General features: G+C 69.6%; 18 protein-coding genes. 10 read left to right on the top strand and 8 right to left on the bottom strand.

The genetic code is table 11. The features are described from left to right. Positions 1–14: 14 nt before the first annotated feature. The 4 genes from ACXYMW_RS07470 to ACXYMW_RS07455 all read right to left on the bottom strand — a co-directional run bounded on the left by ACXYMW_RS07470 (position 15) and on the right by ACXYMW_RS07455 (position 4,092). Positions 15–1,658, bottom strand: a complete 1,644-nt coding sequence (locus ACXYMW_RS07470; RefSeq protein ID WP_459034680.1) for an AMP-binding protein — start codon at positions 1,656–1,658, stop codon at positions 15–17. 75 nt (positions 1,659–1,733) lie between these two features. Beyond that, positions 1,734–2,888: an acyl-CoA dehydrogenase family protein gene (locus ACXYMW_RS07465; protein WP_459034679.1), complete on the bottom strand. Its 1,155-nt coding sequence runs from the start codon at positions 2,886–2,888 to the stop codon at positions 1,734–1,736. After that, the gene (locus ACXYMW_RS07460; protein ID WP_459034678.1) at positions 2,888–3,688 is read right to left on the bottom strand and encodes an enoyl-CoA hydratase family protein; all 801 of its coding nucleotides are present in this window, start codon (positions 3,686–3,688) and stop codon (positions 2,888–2,890) included. Before ACXYMW_RS07460 ends, ACXYMW_RS07465 begins: the two co-directional genes overlap by 1 nt. Then, positions 3,685–4,092, bottom strand: coding sequence for a MarR family winged helix-turn-helix transcriptional regulator (locus tag ACXYMW_RS07455; RefSeq protein ID WP_459034722.1), 408 nt, complete (start codon positions 4,090–4,092; stop codon positions 3,685–3,687). Before ACXYMW_RS07455 ends, ACXYMW_RS07460 begins: the two co-directional genes overlap by 4 nt. Before the next feature lie 237 nt (positions 4,093–4,329). On the opposite strand from ACXYMW_RS07455, the gene ACXYMW_RS07450 reads away from it, so the two are divergent. The 8 genes from ACXYMW_RS07450 (at position 4,330) to ACXYMW_RS07415 (ending at position 11,554) form a co-directional block, all read left to right on the top strand. After that, positions 4,330–5,187: an alpha/beta hydrolase gene (locus ACXYMW_RS07450; RefSeq protein WP_459034677.1), complete on the top strand. Its 858-nt coding sequence runs from the start codon at positions 4,330–4,332 to the stop codon at positions 5,185–5,187. Positions 5,188–5,279: 92 nt separating this feature from the next. Further along, positions 5,280–6,476 carry an ABC transporter substrate-binding protein gene (locus tag ACXYMW_RS07445; protein ID WP_459034676.1) on the top strand — a complete coding sequence of 399 codons (1,197 nt, stop codon included), beginning with the start codon at positions 5,280–5,282 and terminating at the stop codon, positions 6,474–6,476. Positions 6,477–6,503: 27 nt separating this feature from the next. Next, positions 6,504–7,421: a branched-chain amino acid ABC transporter permease gene (locus ACXYMW_RS07440; protein WP_459034675.1), complete on the top strand. Its 918-nt coding sequence runs from the start codon at positions 6,504–6,506 to the stop codon at positions 7,419–7,421. Then, the gene (locus tag ACXYMW_RS07435; RefSeq protein ID WP_459034674.1) at positions 7,421–8,416 is read left to right on the top strand and encodes a branched-chain amino acid ABC transporter permease; all 996 of its coding nucleotides are present in this window, start codon (positions 7,421–7,423) and stop codon (positions 8,414–8,416) included. The genes ACXYMW_RS07440 and ACXYMW_RS07435 overlap by 1 nt, the downstream gene beginning before the upstream one ends. Further along, positions 8,413–9,162: an ABC transporter ATP-binding protein gene (locus ACXYMW_RS07430; RefSeq protein ID WP_459034673.1), complete on the top strand. Its 750-nt coding sequence runs from the start codon at positions 8,413–8,415 to the stop codon at positions 9,160–9,162. Before ACXYMW_RS07435 ends, ACXYMW_RS07430 begins: the two co-directional genes overlap by 4 nt. After that, positions 9,162–9,848, top strand: coding sequence for an ABC transporter ATP-binding protein (locus ACXYMW_RS07425; RefSeq protein ID WP_459034672.1), 687 nt, complete (start codon positions 9,162–9,164; stop codon positions 9,846–9,848). The genes ACXYMW_RS07430 and ACXYMW_RS07425 overlap by 1 nt, the downstream gene beginning before the upstream one ends. Positions 9,849–9,876: 28 nt before the next feature. Next, a complete protein-coding gene (locus tag ACXYMW_RS07420; RefSeq protein WP_459034721.1) occupies positions 9,877–10,326 on the top strand; it encodes a cupin domain-containing protein in 450 nt (149 codons plus the stop codon). A gap of 4 nt (positions 10,327–10,330) precedes the next feature. Next, positions 10,331–11,554, top strand: coding sequence for a flavin-dependent oxidoreductase (locus tag ACXYMW_RS07415; RefSeq protein ID WP_459034671.1), 1,224 nt, complete (start codon positions 10,331–10,333; stop codon positions 11,552–11,554). Positions 11,555–11,701: 147 nt separating this feature from the next. Here ACXYMW_RS07415 and ACXYMW_RS07410 read toward each other — a convergent pair whose 3' ends face one another. Together ACXYMW_RS07410 and ACXYMW_RS07405 are read right to left on the bottom strand one after the other, a co-directional pair. Beyond that, positions 11,702–12,451, bottom strand: coding sequence for an SDR family NAD(P)-dependent oxidoreductase (locus tag ACXYMW_RS07410; RefSeq protein ID WP_459034670.1), 750 nt, complete (start codon positions 12,449–12,451; stop codon positions 11,702–11,704). Beyond that, positions 12,448–14,736, bottom strand: coding sequence for a bifunctional salicylyl-CoA 5-hydroxylase/oxidoreductase (locus ACXYMW_RS07405; RefSeq protein ID WP_459034669.1), 2,289 nt, complete (start codon positions 14,734–14,736; stop codon positions 12,448–12,450). The genes ACXYMW_RS07410 and ACXYMW_RS07405 overlap by 4 nt, the downstream gene beginning before the upstream one ends. Before the next feature lie 145 nt (positions 14,737–14,881). Here ACXYMW_RS07405 and ACXYMW_RS07400 point away from each other — a divergent pair, with 145 nt between their 5' ends. Together ACXYMW_RS07400 and ACXYMW_RS07395 are read left to right on the top strand one after the other, a co-directional pair. Further along, the gene (locus tag ACXYMW_RS07400) at positions 14,882–15,298 is read left to right on the top strand and encodes an acyl-CoA thioesterase (protein ID WP_459034668.1); all 417 of its coding nucleotides are present in this window, start codon (positions 14,882–14,884) and stop codon (positions 15,296–15,298) included. Further along, positions 15,295–15,696: a RidA family protein gene (locus ACXYMW_RS07395; protein WP_459034667.1), complete on the top strand. Its 402-nt coding sequence runs from the start codon at positions 15,295–15,297 to the stop codon at positions 15,694–15,696. Before ACXYMW_RS07400 ends, ACXYMW_RS07395 begins: the two co-directional genes overlap by 4 nt. Positions 15,697–15,731: 35 nt before the next feature. Here the strand turns inward: ACXYMW_RS07395 and ACXYMW_RS07390 are convergent, their stop codons facing one another. Next, on the bottom strand, positions 15,732–16,220 hold the full coding sequence (locus tag ACXYMW_RS07390; protein WP_459034666.1) for a MarR family winged helix-turn-helix transcriptional regulator: 489 nt from the start codon (positions 16,218–16,220) through the stop codon (positions 15,732–15,734). Between the two features lie 5 nt (positions 16,221–16,225). Next, on the bottom strand, positions 16,226–17,512 hold the full coding sequence (locus tag ACXYMW_RS07385) for a TRAP transporter large permease (RefSeq protein ID WP_459034665.1): 1,287 nt from the start codon (positions 17,510–17,512) through the stop codon (positions 16,226–16,228).

The following is a 17,512-nucleotide window of genomic DNA, read 5'->3' as shown; positions in this document are numbered from 1 at the left end:
GACGCGGCGGCCCTTCAGGCGTCCTGCTTCAGGCGGAAGCGCTGGATCTTGCCGGTCTCGGTCTTCGGCAGCGCGTCCACGAACTTCACCGAGCGGGGATACTTGTAGGGCGCGATCGCCGCCTTGACGTGGTCCTGCAGAAGTTTCACCAGCGCCGCGCAGGGCTCCTCGCCCTCGGCCAGCACCACATGCGCCTCGACGATCTGGCCGCGGTCGGGGTCGGGCTGGCCCACCACGGCGCATTCCGCCACCGCCGGGTGCGCGAGCAGCGCCGCCTCGACCTCCGGCCCGGCGATGTTGTAGCCGGCCGAGATGATCATGTCGTCGTTGCGCGCGGCGAAATGCAGGTAGCCGTCTTCGTCCATCACGAAGGCGTCGCCGGTGATGTTCCAGCCATCCGCGACATAGCCGGCCTGCCGGTCGTCGGCGAGGTAGCGGCAGCCGGTGGGGCCGCGCACCGCCAACCGGCCGACCTCGCCGCGCGGCGCCTCGCTGCCATCCTCGGCGAGGATCTTCGCCTCGTAGCCGGTCACCGGCTTGCCGGTGCAGGCCGGGCGGTGGTCGTCGAAGCGGTTGGAGATGAAGATGTGCAGCATCTCGGTGGCGCCGATGCCGTCGAGCATCGGCTTGCCGGTCTTGGCCATCCATTCCTCGTAGACCGGCGCCGGCAGCGTCTCTCCGGCGGAGACCGCGGCGCGCAGGCTGGAGAGGTCCGCGCCCTCGTCCATCGCCTTCAACATCACCCGGTAAGCCGTTGGCGCCGTGAAGGAAACCGTCGCTTTGAATTTCTCGATGATGTCGATCATGTTGGGCGGCGAGGCATTCTCCAGGAGCGTCGCCGCGGCGCCGAAGCGCAGCGGAAAGACCGCCAGCCCGCCCAGCCCGAAGGTGAAGGCCAGGGGCGGCGAGCCGACGAAGACGTCGTCCGGCGTGACGTTCAGCACCTCCCGGGCGTAGCCGTCGGCGATGATCAGGATGTCGCGGTGGAAATGCATCGTCGCCTTGGGCGACCCGGTGGTGCCCGAGGTGAAGCCCAGAAGCGCGACGTCGTCGCGCCCCGTCGGCACCGACTCGAAGGTCACCGACTTCTCCAGCGCCAGCCGGTCGAGCTCGGCGTCGTGGTTCGAGGTGCCGTCGAAGCCCACCACCTTCTTCAGGAAGGTGCTCGACTTGGCGCAGGTCACCATCTCGTCCATCAGCCGGGTGTCGCAGAGCGCGAACTGCACCTCGGCCTTGTCGACGATCTTGGCCAGCTCGCCGGCGCGCAGCAGCGGCATGGTGTTGACGACCACCGCGCCGGCCTTCGTCGCGGCCAGCCAGGCCGCCACCATGGCGGGGTTGTTGGCGGACCGGATCAGCACGCGATTTCCAGGCTTTACGCCGAGGTCCTCGACCAGAGCATGAGCCAGCCGGTTGGTCCAGTCGGCGAGCTCCTTGTAGGTCCGGCGGCGGCCGTTGCCGATCAGCGCGGTGCGGTCGCCATGGCCCTTGGCGACCATCGCGTCGGTCAGCTCGACGCCGACGTTCAGCCGCTCGGGATAGTCGAACCCGTCGAGCAGGAAATCGGGCCATTGCGCCGGCGGCGGCAGGTTGTCCCGGGTGAAGGTGTCGGTGTGGGCCGAGGGCCCGAGGAGGTCGTGGGCGGTCGCTTCGGTCATCTTCGCGCTCCCTGTGCGCTGGCCAGAATTCGGCCTCGATTGGCCGGGGCGGGTTGGCCCGCCTCCGGCGGTCTGTCAGCCCGCGGCGTCGAGCGCGGCGCGGGCGATGATCACCTTCTGCACGTCCGAGGCGCCCTCGTAGATGCGCAGCGCCCGGATTTCGCGGTACAGGCGTTCCACCGTGGCGCCCGAGCGCACGCCGTCGCCGCCATGCAGCTGCACCGCCGCGTCGATCACCTTCTGCGCCTCGTCGGTGGCGTAGAGCTTGGCCATCGCAGCCTCGCGGCTGACCCGCGGCGCGCCCTGATCCTTGGTCCAGGCGGCGCGGTAGACGAGCAGCGCGCTCGCATCGACGCGCAGCGCCATCTCGGCGATATGGGCCTGCACCATCTGCAGATCCGAGAGCGGCTTGCCCTGCACCTGCCGCGCCGTGACGCGCGCCAGCGCCTCGTCGAGGGCCCGGCGGGCAAAGCCGAGCGCCGCGGCGGCCACGGTGGTGCGGAACACGTCGAGCACCGACATGGCGATCTTGAAGCCCTGTCCGGGCTGGCCGATCAGCGCAGACCTTGGCAGCCGGGCGCCGTCGAAGCGCAGCGTCGCCAGCGGGTGCGGCGCGATGGTGTCGAGCCGTTCGGCGATCTCCAGCCCGGGCGTGTCGGCGGGCAGCACGAAGGCCGAGAGGCCCTTGGCCCCCGGGCCTTCGCCGGTGCGGGCGAAGAGCGTGTAGACATCGGCGATGCCGCCATTCGAGATCCAGGTCTTTTCGCCGTCGAGCACCCAGGCGTCGCCGTCGTCGCGCGCCGTCATGGTCGAGTTGGCGACGTCGGAGCCCGATTGCGGCTCGGTCAGCGCGAAGGCGGAAATCGCCCTCCCGCTGCGGGTCAGCGGCAGCCATTCGGCCTGCTGCGCCGAGCTGCCGAAAAGCGAGATCGCCCCGGTCCCCAGCCCCTGCATGGCGAAGGCGAAATCCGCCAGCCCGTCATGGCGCGCCAGCGTTTCGCGGCTGAGGCAGAGGGTGCGCACGTCGAGCGGCGCCGGCGCGGTGGGGTCGATGGCGGTTGGCGCCAGCCAGCCGGCTTCGCCCAGCCGGCGCACGAGGTCGCGGCAGGTGGCGTCGGTGTCGTGGTGGTCGATCGGCCCCAGCCCCGCGGCGAACGCCTCCAGCCCCTCGGCATGGGCGCGGTGGCTCGGCTCCAGGAACGGCCAGTCGAGATAGGATCTGTCCGCCATCAATCGCCCTCGAAGACCGGTTTTTCCTTCGCCACGAAGGCGTTGTAGGCGCGGGTGAAATCCTCGGTCTGCATGCAGATGGCCTGGGCCTGGGCCTCGGATTCGATCGCCTGCTCCAGCGACATCGACCATTCCTGGTTCAGCATGGTCTTGGTCATCATGTGGCCGAAAGTCGGACCCTCGGCGATCCTGCGGGCCAGCTTCACCGCCTCGGCCTCGAGATCCGCCGCCGGCACGAGGCGGTTCCAGAAGCCCCAGGCCGCGCCCTCCTCGGCGCTCATCGCGCGGCCGGTATAGAGGAGCTCCGCCGCGCGGCCCTGGCCGATGATCCGGGGCAGCATGGCGCAGGCGCCCATGTCGCAGCCGGCGAGGCCCACGCGGGTGAACAGGAAGGCGGTCTTGGCCTCCGGCGTCGCCAGCCGCAGGTCCGAGGCCATGGCGATGATCGCGCCGGCGCCGACGCAGACGCCGTCGGCGGCGGTGATGACGGGCGTGCCGCAATTGATCATCGCCTTGACCAGATCGCCGGTCATCCGGGTGAAGGCCAGAAGCTCCTTCATGCTCATCCGGGTCAGCGGGCCGATGATGTCGTGCACGTCGCCGCCGGAGCAGAAATTGCCGCCGTTCGAGGCGAAGACCACGGCTTTCACGCTGTCGTCGTAATGCAGATCGCGGAACCAGTCGCGCAGCTCGGCATAGCTGTCGAAGGTCAGCGGGTTCTTGCGGTCCGGCCGGTCGAGGCGGATCACCGCCACGGCGCCGTCGATCTCGCAGCGAAAATGGGTGGTGTCGGTTCTCATGCCTCGTCGTCCTCGTTCCTGTGCGTCAGCGCGTCGAAGCGGTCGCAAAGACCGTTGGCCTCGGCGGCGGTGAAATCCTCGAGCAACTCGCCGATCCAGGCCTCGTGCGCGGCGGCCTGCCGGGCGAATTCCTGCTCCCCCTTGCGGGTCAGGCGCACCAGCGAGGCGCGGCGGTCGCCCGGGACCTGCACCCGCACCACCAGGCCGTCCTCGGCCAGCCGGTCGACGATGCCGGTGACGTTGCCGTTCGAGACCCGGAGCACGCCCGACAGCGCGCTCATCTTCAGGCCCTGATCGTAGCGCGCCAGCGCGGCCATCACGTCGAAGCGGGGCAGGGTGGTGTCGAATTCGGTGCGCAGCCGGTCGCGCAGCGCCGACTCGACCCGGCGGGTGCTCTTCAGCATCCGGAGCCACAGCCTCAGCCGTGCCTTGCTTTCCTCGTCCGTCACCGGACGCTCCCTCACATCGCCGTCGTTTCCGTGCCGCACCGCCCGTCGCTCCACTGCCTTGTCAGGAGGGTAGGCTAGGCAGCGGCGAAGTTTGTTTCAAGCAAAAAAGGTTTGAGCTTGAAATACTCTGCGGGGGCTGTAACGATACCCGAAAGGCCGGCGCTGATCGGCCGGGACGACGGGGAGAAACGCGTGATCGTGCACCGTATCACGGATTGGGACGACGCCTACGAGAACGGACGCAACATCCCGGGCGGGACCGATTATCCCGGCCCCTGGGTGGCGCCGGCCGCGGCCTTCCGCGACGCGGCACGGGGGCGGCTGGACGTGGCCTACGGTCCCGCGCCGCGCAACCGCTACGACCTGTTCTTGCCCGAGGGCACGCCGCGCGGGCTCTTCGTTTTCGTGCATGGCGGCTATTGGGTGGCGCTCGACAAGTCCTACTGGTCGCATCTCGCGGCCGGGGCGCTGGCACGCGGCTGGGCGGTGGCGATGCCGTCCTACACGCTCTGCCCCGAGGCCTCGATCGCCGAGATCACCGCCGAGATCGGCGCCGCCATCGACCACGCGGCCGGCGAGGTGGCGGGGCCGGTGGTGCTGTCCGGCCATTCCGCCGGCGGCCACCTCGTCACCGCGATGATGTGCGAGGACAGCCCGCTTTCCGAGGCCACCCGGGCGCGGCTCGCGCATGTCGTCTCGATTTCCGGCCTGCACGACCTGCGCCCGATGCTGCGCACCGCGCGCAACGCGCAGCTCGGCCTCGACATGGCGCGCGCCGAGGCCAATTCCCCGGCGCTCAAGCGGCCGCTGCCGGACGTGCGGCTGACCGCCTGGGTGGGCGGTGCGGAGCGGCAGGAATTCCTGCGCCAGACCGCGCTGATCGCCAATATCTGGCACGGGCTCGGCGCCGAGACGCTGGCTCATGTCGAACCCGACCGCCACCATTTCAGCGTGATCGACGGCCTTGCCGATCCCGCCTCCCCCCTGATGCAGGCGGCACTCCGGCCCGTCGCGCAGGCTGACCCCAGAAAGGACTTGCAAGGCCAATGAGATAACGGCCTGATGAAGGGCCGCAAGACCGACCGGCACGACGCCCGACAGACGGCGCGGCCTCTGACAAACCGACACGGGAGAGACCACAGATGACCCACAAGACCACGCTTCTGGCCACGACGATCCTGTCGCTCGGCCTGGCCCAGGCGGCGACCGCCCAGGACGTGCCCGCCGCGGCCGAGGACGACGTTCTGAAGATCGGCCTGATCTACACCCTGTCGGGCCCCGCTGCGGCGCTCGGCGAGCAGGCCCGCAACGGCTTCATGCTGGCGGCCGAGACGATCGGCGATCTCGGCGGCATGAAGACCGAGATCATCGTCGTCGACGACGAGCAGCGCCCCGACCTCGCCGCGGACAATGCCCGCGAGCTGGTGCAGCGCGAGAATGTCGATTTCGTGGTCGGTCCGATCTTCTCCAACATCCTGGTGGCGATCCACCAGCCGGTGACCGAGACCGGCACGATCCTGATCTCCACCAATGCCGGCACCTCGAACTTCGCCGGGGCGGAGTGCCACGAGAACTTCTTCGTCACCTCCTACCAGAACGACCAGAACCACGAGGTGATGGGCGCCTACGCGCAGCAGCAGGGCTACCAGAACGTCTTCCTGATGGCGCCGAACTACCAGGCTGGCAAGGACAGCCTCGCGGGCTTCAAGAACTCCTATACCGGCGGCGTCGCCGGCGAGGTCTTCACCGAGCTCGGACAGCTCGACTTCTCGTCGGAGCTGGCGCAGATCGCCGCCTTCCAGCCCGACGCGCTCTTCACCTTCATGCCTGGCGGCATGGGCGTGAACCTCGTCAAGCAATACAGCCAGGCGGGCCTCTCCTCGATTCCGTTCCTGTCGGCCTTCACCGTGGACGAGACCACGCTGCCGGCGACCCAGGACGCCGCCGTGGGGCTTCTCGGCGGCGCCAACTGGGCGCCCGACATGGAGAATGAGGCCAACGAGGAATTCGTTTCGGCCTATATCGAGAAATACGGCCACGTGCCCGGCACCTACGCCATGCAGGCCTATGACGCGGCGCAGCTGATCCATTCGGCGGTCGAAAAGGTCGGCGGCGACCTGACCGACCGCGACGCGTTGCGCGCGGCGATCAAGGAGGCCGATTTCGACAGCCCGCGCGGCGACTTCTCCTTCGGCGTCAACAACTATCCCGTCCAGGATTTCTGGCTGGTCGAGGCGGTGAAGCGCGAGGACGGCATGTACGGCACCTCGGCCAAGGAGAAGATCTTCGACGATTACGTCGATAACTACGCCGAGCAGTGCGAGATGGGCGGCGCCTGATCCGAAAGAAAGGGAGGGACCACGTCCATGGCCAATCTCTTCGTTCTGCAATTGCTGAACGGGCTGCAGCTCGGCGTGCTGCTGTTCCTGATCGCCGCCGGGCTGACGCTGGTCTTCGGCATCATGGACGTGGTCAATCTCGCCCACGGCGTCCTCTACATGGTGGGCGCCTACCTTCTGGCCACCTTCGCGGCGATGACCGGCAGCTTCTGGTGGGGTCTCCTGCTGATGCTGCCGGGCGCCGTCGCGGTGGGGCTCATCCTCGAAGTGGTGGTGATCCGAAGGCTCTACGCGCGCTCGCATCTCGACCAGGTGCTGGCGACCTTCGGGCTGGTGATGATCGCCAATGAAAGCGTGAAGATCATCTGGGGCACCTCGCCGCTCTCGGTGCCGATGCCGGACATCCTGTCGGGCTCGGTGCCGCTGATGGGCCCGCTGCAATACCCGGTCTACCGCATCGCCATCATCGTCGCCGGCCTCGCCGTGGCCGCGGGGCTCTTCCTGATGGTCAACTACACCCGCATCGGCATGCTGCTGCGGGCCGGCGCCACCAACCGCACCATGGTCTCGGCGCTCGGCGTCGATATCGGCAAGCTCTTCGCCATCGTCTTCACCCTCGGGGCGGTGCTGGCCTGCTTTGCCGGCGCGCTGGTCGCCCCGATCCTGTCGGTCGATACCGGCATGGGCGAAAGCGTGCTGATCCTGACCTTCGTGGTGGTCGTCATCGGCGGCATCGGCTCGATCAAGGGCGCCTTCCTCGGCGCCATCCTGGTCGCCGTGGTGGACACGCTGGGCGGCGTTTTCGGCCCGATCCTGCTGCGCTCGGTGCTGGAGCCGGCGGCCGCCGGGCAGACCGGCCGGATGCTGGCGCCGATGCTGGTCTACATCCTGATGGCGGCGATCCTCTTCGCCCGTCCCGCGGGTCTCTTCGGAGGGCGCGGCTGATGGCGACCCAGAGCATTCCCGCCGCCGCCGACACCCGGCGCCCGGCGCTGGCGCCCCGCGTCAAGGCGGCGCTCGTCCTCTTCGCGCTCTTCGCCGCGCTGCCGCCGGTGGCCGAGGCGCTCGACGACCCGTTCCTGACCCTGATCGGCACCCGCATCCTGGCCTACGCGATGGCGGCGCTGGCGCTCGACCTGATCCTCGGCTTCGGCGCCATGGTCTCCTTTGGCCACGCCGCCTATCTGGGCTTCGGCACCTATGCCGTGGCGATCCTGTCGAGCTACGGCGTCAACGACCTGCTCCTGCAGGTCCTGGCCGCGGTCGCGGTCTCGGCGCTCTTCGCTTTCGTCACCGGGGCGATCTCGCTCCGGACCCGGGGCGTCTACTTCATCATGATCACCCTGGCCTTCGGGCAGATGGCCTTCTTCTTCTTCATCTCGCTCTCGGCCTATGGCGGCGATGACGGCTACGGGCTGCGCAACCGTTCCACGGTGTTCGGCTCCGACCTCCTCGAGAACGACGTGACGCTCTACTACGTCACGCTGGCCGTGCTGATCGCGCTGTTCTGGATCTGCCACCGCATCGTCGGCGCGCGCTTCGGCCGGGTGCTGACCGGCATCCGCGAGAACCGCCTGCGCATGGAGGCGGTGGGCTACCGGCCCTTCCGCTACCAGCTCACCGCCTTCGTGATCTCGGGCTGCATGACCTCGGTGGCCGGCGTCTTCCTCGCCAACCAGGCCGAGTTCGTCTCGCCCGCCTTCATGTCCTGGCACCGCTCGGGCGAGCTCATCGTGATGGTGGTGCTGGGCGGCATCGGCACGCTTACCGGGGCCATCGGCGGCGCCGTGGCGGCGCTGCTGCTGGAGGAGTTCCTGGGCGCCCTGACCGAGCATTGGCGGCTGTGGTTCGGCGTCTTCCTGGTGCTGATGGTGCTGTTCTCGCCCCGCGGCATCACCGGCGCGCTGGAGCGCATGGGGCTGGGGAGGCGTCCGGAATGAGCCATCTGCAGGTCCGCAACCTCGCCAAGAGCTTCGGCGCTCTGAAGGTCACCGACGACGTCACCCTCGACGTGGCGCCGGGCGAGCTGCACGCCATCATCGGCCCGAACGGCGCCGGCAAGACCACGCTGATCGCCCAGCTTTCGGGCCAGCTGGCGCCGGATGCCGGGCGCATCGCGCTCGACGGCCGGGACATCACCGCCACCTCGATGCCGGAGCGGGTCCATCTGGGTCTCGCCCGCAGCTTCCAGATCACCCAGATCCTGCCCGGCTTCACGGTGCTCGAGAACGTGGCGCTGGCGGTGCAGGCGCGCGCCGGCTCCTCCTTCCGGTTCTTCGCCCCGGTGGCGCGGGAGGCCGAGCTGAATGCCCGCGCCCTCGCCGCGCTCGAGGAGGCGGGCCTGGCCGAGCGCGCCCCGGTGCCGGCCCGGGCGCTGAGCCACGGCGAGCACCGGCGTCTGGAGCTGGCCATCGCGCTCGCCACCGAGCCCCGCGTGCTGCTCCTAGACGAGCCGCTGGCGGGCGTCGGCGGCGAGGAGGCGCAGGCCTTCGTCGCCCGGCTCAAGCGCTTCAAGGGCCGCGTCACCATGCTGCTGATCGAGCACGACATGGAGGCGGTCTTCGCGCTCGCCGACCGCGTCTCGGTGCTGGTCTATGGCCGCCTGATCGCCACCGGCACACCCGAGGAGGTGCGCGCCGATCCGCAGGTCCGCGCCGCCTATCTCGGCGAGGAGGAGGACGCCTGATGCTGCGTGTCGAGGGACTGGAAGCCGCCTATGGCGACAGCCGCATCCTGTTCGGGATCGATCTCGAGGTCGGCCCCGGCGAGGTGGTGACCCTGCTCGGGCGCAATGGCATGGGCAAGACCACCACGATCAAGTCGATCTTCGGCCTCCTGAAGCCGCGCGCCGGCCGGGTCAGCGTCGACGGCACCGACCTGACCGGCGCCGATCCGCACAGGGTGGCGCTGGCCGGGCTCGGGCTGGTTCCCGAGGGCCGGCAGATCTTTCCCACCCTGAATGTCGAGGAGAACCTGCGCGCCACCGCCCGGCCCGGGCCCTGGACGCTGCCGCGGATCTACGAGCTGTTCCCGCGTCTGGCCGAGCGCCGGCGCAACATGGGCGACCAGCTCTCGGGCGGCGAGCAGCAGATGCTGGCGATCGGCCGGGCGCTGATGACCAATCCCCGCCTCGTGGTGCTCGACGAGGCCACCGAGGGGCTGGCGCCGCTCATCCGCGCCGACATCTGGGCCTGCCTGGAGAAGCTCAAGCGCGAGGGCGAGGCGATTCTGGTGATCGACAAGAACGTCGATGCCCTGACCCGCTTCGCCGACCGCCACGTGGTGATCGAGAAGGGCCGGGTGGTCTGGACCGGCACCACCGCCGAGATCCTCGCCACCCCCGAAGTGAAGGACCGTTTCCTGCATGTCTGAGCAATCCAAGGGATCGAAACCCATGACCATGCTGCCCGGCGTCACCAAGTCCAATTCCGGCCTCGACGGGGTCACCTGGAACATCCTCGGGCAGACCTACGTGCCCAAGCAGCGTTCCGAGAACTCGATGGCCTGGCACGCGACGCTGCCCAAGGGCACCTTCGTGCCGCCGCACATCCACCCGACCCAGGACGAGTTCATCTACGTGCTCGAGGGCCGCTTCGACCTGCTGCTGAACGGGGTCGAGACCTATGCCGAGCCGGGCGACCTGATCCGGCTGCCGATGAACGTGCCGCACGGCATCTTCAACAAGACCGACACGACGATCAAATGCCTGTTCTGGGTGGCGCCGACGCGGCGGCTCTACGACCTGTTCTGGGCGCTGCACAATCTCGGCCCCGACGCCAACCCGGCCGACGTGGTGGCGGTCTCGGCCGAGCACGAGGTCGACTTCCTGCCGCCCCCCGAGGAGGGCTGAGCCCATGCGGGTCGTGATCGCAGGGGCCGGGATCGGCGGCCTCACCACGGCGCTGATGTGCCATGCCCGCGGCATTCCGGTGCAGCTCTACGAGGCCGCCCGCGAGGTCCGCGAGGTCGGCGTCGGCATCAACGTGCTGCCGCACGCCATCCGCGAACTGGCCGGGCTCGGGCTGCTGCCCGAGCTCGACCGGGTCGGCGTGCGGACCCGCAAGCTGGCCTACCTGACGCGCCAGGGCCAAGAGGTCTGGACCGAGCTGCGCGGCAAGCATGCCGGCCACGACGTGCCGCAATTCTCGATCCATCGCGGCCGGTTGCAGAAGATCATCCACGATGCGGTGCTCGACCGGCTGGGGCCGGGCGCGATCCGCACCGGGCGGCGGCTCGCGGGCTTCGTGCAGGACGAATCCGGGGTCACCGCGCAGTTCACCGATTCCGCCGAGGGCGGCGCCGGCGAGACGGCGCGCGGCGAGGTGCTGGTCTGCGCCGACGGCATCCATTCCGCCGGCCGCCGGGTGTTCTACCCGGGCGAGGGCCCGCCGTCCTGGCAGGGCGTGGTGATGTGGCGCGGCGCCGCCGACTGGCCGGTCTGGCTCGACGGCCAGAGCATGGCGATCGGCGGCGGGCTGGGCGGCAAGTTCGTGCTCTACCCGATCGCCCCGCCCGAGAAGGGCCGCCAGCTGATGAACTGGGTGGTCAACGTGCGCATCAAGGACCCGGCCGTGTCGCCGCCGCCGCCCGACAGCTGGTCGCGCCGGGCGAGCCTCGCCCAGGTGCTGCCGCACGCCCTGCGCTTCCGGGTGCCGGGGATGGATATCGGCGGGCTGGTCCGGGCCACCCCGGCGATCTTCGAATACCCGATGGCCGACCGCGACCCGCTGCCGCGCTGGACCTTCGGCCGGGTCACGCTGCTGGGCGACGCCGCGCATCCGATGTATCCGGTGGGCTCGAACGGCGCCAGCCAGGCGGTGCTGGACGCGCGCTGCCTGGCCGACGCGCTGGCCCGCGCCGAGCATCCCCGCGCCGCGATCTGGGCCTACGAGAAGGAGCGCCTGCCGAAGACCGCCGAGGTGGTCGCCACCAACCGCATCGGCGGCCCCGAGCGGGTCATCGACGAGGTCGAGAAGCGCGCCCCGGCGGGCTTCCGAGACGTCGACCAGGTGCTGCCGCATGCCGCCCGCAAGGCCATCGTCGGCGGCTATGCCAGCATGGCGGGCTTCGGCCGCTGACCCGCCCCGCCCCCTTCCGTGCCAGCCAGCCTTCTTCTGAGCGCAAATATCCGCAGGGGTGAATTGGCGCGGCACGCGCCAAGAGGGGGCGGCAGCCCCCTCCCCGGGGCGCCGCCGCAGGCGGCGCAATCCGGCAACTTGGCGCCGTCAGACCTCGCCGCCGGCGATCGCGATGGCCTGCCCGGTGATCCCGTCCGACCCCGCCCCGCAGAGCCAGAGCGCCGCCGCGGAGACCTCGTCGGGCCGGATCAGCCGGCGCTGCGGGCTCATCCTCTCGAGCGAGGCGCGGGCCTCCTCGGGGCTGCGGCCGGTGGTCTCGGCGATGTTGGCCACCGAGCGGTCGGTCATCTCGGTGTCGAGGAAACCCGGGCAGAGGGCGTTCACGGTGATCCCGCTCCGCGCCAGTTCCAGCGCCGCCGATTTCACCATGCCCACCACCCCGTGCTTGGCGGCGGCATAGGCCGAGACGTAGCCGTAGCCCTTGAGCCCGGCGGTCGAGGCGACGGCGATCAGCCGGCCCCAGGGCGCGCCATTGAGCTGCGCCGCGCCGCCCCGGAGGGTCAGGAAGGCGCCGGTGAGGTTCACGTCGATCATCGCCCGCCAGGTGGCGAGATCGGTCTTGGCGAAGGGACGGCTGGCCGAGGCGCCGGCATTGGCCACGACGATGTCGCAGCGCCCGGCGGTCTCGAACATCGCCGCCACCGAGGCCTCGTCGGTGACGTCGGCGGTGATCGTGTGCAGGCCGGGGCAGGTCTCGGCCACCGCCGCCAGCGCCTCTTCCCGGCGTCCGGCGATCCAGACCTCGGTCCCGGCCTCGGCCAGCCGGCGCGCCAGATCGGCGCCCAGCCCCGAGCCGCCGCCGGTGACCAGCGCGCGCTTGCCCGACAGGTCGGTCATACCCGGATCCCCAGGCCCTCGCCGCGCTCCGCAAGGCGGCGCATCTGGTCGCGGCCGGGCAGGTAGGGCAGCGGCCAGGCGGTTTCCTCGTCGGCCAGCGCCGCGGCGGCGTGCAGCGTCCAGTAGGGATCGGCCAGATGCGGCCGGGCCAGAGCCACGAGGTCGGCGCGGCCGGCCATCAGGATCGAGTTGACGTGGTCGGGCTCGTAGATGTTGCCGACCGCGATGGTCGGGATGCCCTTCTCGTTGCGGATGCGGTCGGAGAACGGGGTCTGGAACATGCGGCCATAGACCGGCTGCGCCTCCGAGCTGGTCTGCCCGGCCGAGACGTCGACGATGTCGACCCCGGCCTCGCGGAACAGGGCGGCGATCTCCACCGCCTCGGCACCCTCGACGCCGCGCTCGCCGACCCAGTCGGTGGCCGAGATGCGCACCGACATGGGCTTTTCCGCGGGCCAGGCGGCGCGCATGGCGCGGAACACCTCGAGCGGGTAGCGCATGCGGTTCTCGAGGCTGCCGCCGTATGCGTCCTCGCGCCGGTTGGAGATCGGCGAGATGAAGGACGAGATCAGGTAGCCGTGGGCGGCGTGTAGCTCGATCATGTCGAAGCCGGCGCGGGCCGCCATCTCGGTGGCGGCGACGAACTGGTCGCGCACCATGTCCATGTCGGCGCGGTCCATCGCCCTGGGCGCCGGGTTGCGCTCCGACCACGGGATCGGCGAGGCCGACAGGGTCTGCCAGTTCTCCTCGGGCAGCGGCGCGTCCATCTCCTCCCAGCCGAGCTGGGTCGATCCCTTGCGGCCCGAATGGCCGATCTGCATGCAGAGTTTCGCGTCGGTCTCGGCATGGACGAAGTCGCAGAGCCGGGTCCAGGCGGCCTCGTGTTCCGGCGCATAGAGCCCGGGGCAGCCCGGGGTGATCCGGCCCTCCGGCGAAACGCAGGTCATCTCCACGTAGACCAGGCCCGCGCCGCCCTTGGCGCGCTCGGAGTAATGCACGAAATGCCAGTCGGTGGGGGTGCCGTCCTTGGCCTTGTACTGCGCCATCGGCGAGACGACGATGCGGTTCTTCAGCCGCATGTCGCGCAGCTGGAACGGCGCGAACATCGGCGCGCGGTGCACGCCGTTGGCGCCGGCCTGGGCCTGGAACCATTCCTCGGCGTCCTTGAGCCAGGCGGCGTCGCGCAGGCGCAGGTTCTCGTGGCTGATGCGCTGCGACCGGGTCAGCAGCGAGTAGTTGAACTGCACCGGGTCGAGATGCAGGTAGCGCTCCACCTCCTCGAACCATTCGGTGGAGTTGCGCGCCGCCGATTGCAGACGCAGCACGTCGAGCCGGCGCTCGTCCTGGTATTTCTCGAAGGCCTTCTCGAGGCTCTCCTCCTTGGTCACCAGCTCGGCCAGCGCAATGGCGCTCTCGAGCGCCAGCTTGGTGCCCGAGCCGATGGAGAAATGCGCCGTGGCCGAGGCGTCGCCCAGGAGCACGACGTTCTCGTGGTGCCACTTCTCGCAGAGCACGCGGTTGAAGTTCAGCCAGGCCGAGCCGCGCAGGTGCTTCATGTTCGACATCAGGGCGTGGCCGCGAAGGTGATCGGCGAAGATCTCCTCGCATTTGGCGACCATCGCGTCCTGGTCCATCGCGTCGAAGCCGAGGCCGCGCCAGGTGTCCTCGGCGCATTCGACGATGAAGGTCGCGGTGTCGGGGTCGAACTGGTAGGCATGGGCCCAGATCCACCCCGCCTCGGTCTTCTTGAAGATGAAGGTGAAGGCGTCGTCGAACTTGGCATGGGTGCCGAGCCAGACGAACTTGCAGGCGCGGGTGTCGATCTCGGGGCGGAAGGCGTGCTCGTAGGCCTTGCGGGTCTTGGAATTCACCCCGTCCGCGGCGACCACGAGGTCATAGTCGCGGCGCAGCGCGTCGATGTCGTCGACCTCGGTCTCGAAGCGCAGATCGACGCCGAGCTCGCGGGCGCGGTCCTGCAGCAGGAGCAGCATGGTCTTGCGGCCGAGCCCGCAGAAGCCGTGGCCGGTGGAGGTGATGGCGACATCCTCCTTGACCACCTTGATGTCGTCCCAGTAGGCGAAATGGTCGCGGATCAGCCGGGCGCTGTCGGGGTCGTTCTGCGCGAGGTTGTCGAGCGTCTCGTCCGACAGCACCACGCCCCAGCCGAAGGTGTCGTCGGCGCGGTTGCGCTCGATCACCGTGACCTCGGCCTCGGGATTCCGCAGTTTCAGGCTGATGGCGAAGTAGAGGCCGGCCGGGCCGCCTCCGAGGCAGACGGTCTTCATCGCGCTCTCCCTTGTCGGTCGTGTCGGGATGACAATATTCGTCCACGGGCAATCATTTCAAGCATAAAACTTTAGGCTTGAAGTTTTTTGCCCGCTGGCCGAAGGTGCCGTCGAGACAATCGGCGGCGGGAGGCGCGGAGAGACGATGGCAGAGTTCACCCAGCGCATCCCGGTGATGTTCCAGCATTGCGACCCGGCGGGGATCGTCTTCTATCCGCGCTATTACGAGATGATCAACGCGGTGATCGAGACGTTCTTCGGCAGCGCCGGCTGGTCCTTCGCGCGGATGCACGCGCAGGAGCGGGTGGGCGTGCCGGCGGCGCGGATCGACGCGGAATTCCGGGCGCCGTCGCGGCTGGGCGACGTGCTCGACTGGCGGCTGGCGGTGGCGCGCGCCGGCGGGGCCAGCGTCGATCTGCGGCTCGACGCCGCCTGCGCCGGCGAGGCGCGGCTGACGGCGCGGGCCACGCTGGTCTTCGTCGGGCTCGACACCGTGAAGTCGCGGCGCTGGCCCGAGGATCTGAAAGCGACATTCGAGCAGTACAAGGAGGATGCGGCGTGAGCACGATCACCATTCACCCCGAGGGCTGGAAGCCCGCCAAGGGCTATGCCAACGGCATGCTCGCCGAGGGCCGGGTGCTCTTCGTGGGCGGGCAGATCGGCTGGACCGCCGAGCAGGTCTTCGAGAGCCACGATTTCATCGGTCAGATGGGCCAGGCGCTGCGCAACATCCGCGCGGTGGTGGAAGAGGCCGGCGGAGCGGTCGAGCACATCACCCGGCTGACCTGGTACGTCACCGACAAGCGCGAATACGTCGCCCGGCAGCGCGAGATCGGCGCCGCCTACCGCGAGGTGATGGGCTACCATTTCCCGGCGATGACCATGGTGGTGGTGTCGGCGCTGGTCGAGGACGAGGCGCTGATCGAGATCGAGGCCACCGCGGTGCTGCCGACCGAGTGAGCGCACGGGGCGCGGGGCGAGCCCCCGCGCCGGACCTAGTCGCTGGCGGTCGGCGGGGCGCCGGCGAGTTCGGCATGCACGGCGCGCAGCAGGCGCTTGAGCCGTGCGCCGGTGCCCGCCGGCAGGCGCGCCATCAGCCCGGCCTCGTGGGCGCGCGCGGCCTCGACCATGCGCGCCGCCAGTTCCGCGCCGTCGCCGGTCAGGAAGACCCGCACCCGGCGCCGGTCGCGGGCATCGCTGCGCCGCTCCACCAATCCGCGGGCGCACATCTGCTCCACGATCCGGGTCAGCCGCGACTGCTCCATCAGGGCGAGGTCGGCCAGCCGGGTGATCATCTGGCCGTCGCGGTCGTGCAGCGAGGCCAGCACCCGCCATTCCGGCACCCGGAGCCCGGCGCCGCGCACCGTGTCGTGAAACCCGGCGCTGGCCGCAGCGCTGGTCGAGGCCAGCAGGAACAGAAGGTAGTCGGAGAGGAAGCTGTCGCCGTCCGGAGCCCCGGGGGCCTGGTGTCTGAGATCGTCCATGCCGCTCACATGGAGTTCGGCACGAAGAGGACCAGGGCCGGGACCGCGATCAGCAGAAACAGCCGCGCCACGTCGACGATGACGAAGGGCAGCACCCCGGCAAAGACCCGTTCGAGCGGGATCTCGGGCGCCACGACGCGCATCACGAAGACGTTCATGCCGATGGGCGGGGTGATGTAGCTGAGTTCGGTGGCGACCACGACGAAGATGCCGAACCAGATCAGGTCGACGCCCATGCCCTGCACGATGGGGTAGAGCACCGGCACGGTGAGCAGGATCATCGACAGGCTCTCGAGCAGGCAGCCCAGCACCAGGAAGAGCAGGATCAGCATCAGGATCAGGCCCAGCCGCCCGACGCCGAGCGCCGAGATCCAGGCGCGCAGGTCGGTGGTCAGGCCCGAGAGGTTGACGTAGTTCAGGAAGTAGAGCGCGCCGAACAGGATGAAGAACATCACCGCGGTGGTCTTGGCGGTGTCGAAGAGCGTGGCCAGCGTCGGGCGCAGCGCCAGCTTGCCGCGCAAGGCGGTGATCAGGATGGCGCCGCCGGCGCCCATGCCGGCGGCCTCGGTGGCGGTGAAGACGCCGAGATAGATGCCGCCCAGCACGAAGACGAAGAGCACCAGCGCGCCCGACACGCCGCGGGTGGCGCGCAGCCGCTCGGCCAGCGGCAGTTTCGCGGGCACTTCCAGTGTCTCGGCATGCAGCGCCAGCGACAGCCGCACCGCCGCCATGTAGAACAGGATGCCGATCAGGCCGGGAACGAGCCCGGCAAGGAACAGCTTGCCGATGTCCTGCTGCGTGAGGATGCCGTAGATCACCAGGATCACCGAGGGCGGGATCAGGATGCCCAGCGTGCCGCCGGCGGCGACCGAGGCGGCGGCGAGGCGGTCGGAATAGCCGTAGCGCTTCATCGCCGGAAGCGAGATCCGCCCCATCGTGGCGGTGGTGGCGAGGGACGAGCCGCAAACCGAGGAAAAGCCGCCGCAGGCCACGATGGTCGCCATGGCGAGCCCGCCGCGGCGGTGCCGGAGCCAGGCGTTGGCGGCGTCGTAGAGCTCGGCCGCGATGCCCGACTGGACGATGAAATTGCCCATAAGCAGGAACAGCGGCACCACCGAAAGCGTGTAGCTGCGCCCGCTGTCGAAATAGATCTGGCCCAGCATCGCCAGCGCCGGGTCGACGCCGATGATCGAGATCACCCCGCCGAGCCCGACCGCGGCGAGCGCGAAGGCGATGGGGATGCCGGCGAAGATCAGGCCCAGCAAGATCGCGAGGCCGAGGGGCCAGTCCAT

Source organism: Roseivivax sp. CAU 1761, assembly GCF_054482755.1.
Note: the sequence above shows the minus strand (reverse complement) of the source record. Positions and strands in the feature narration are given on the sequence as shown.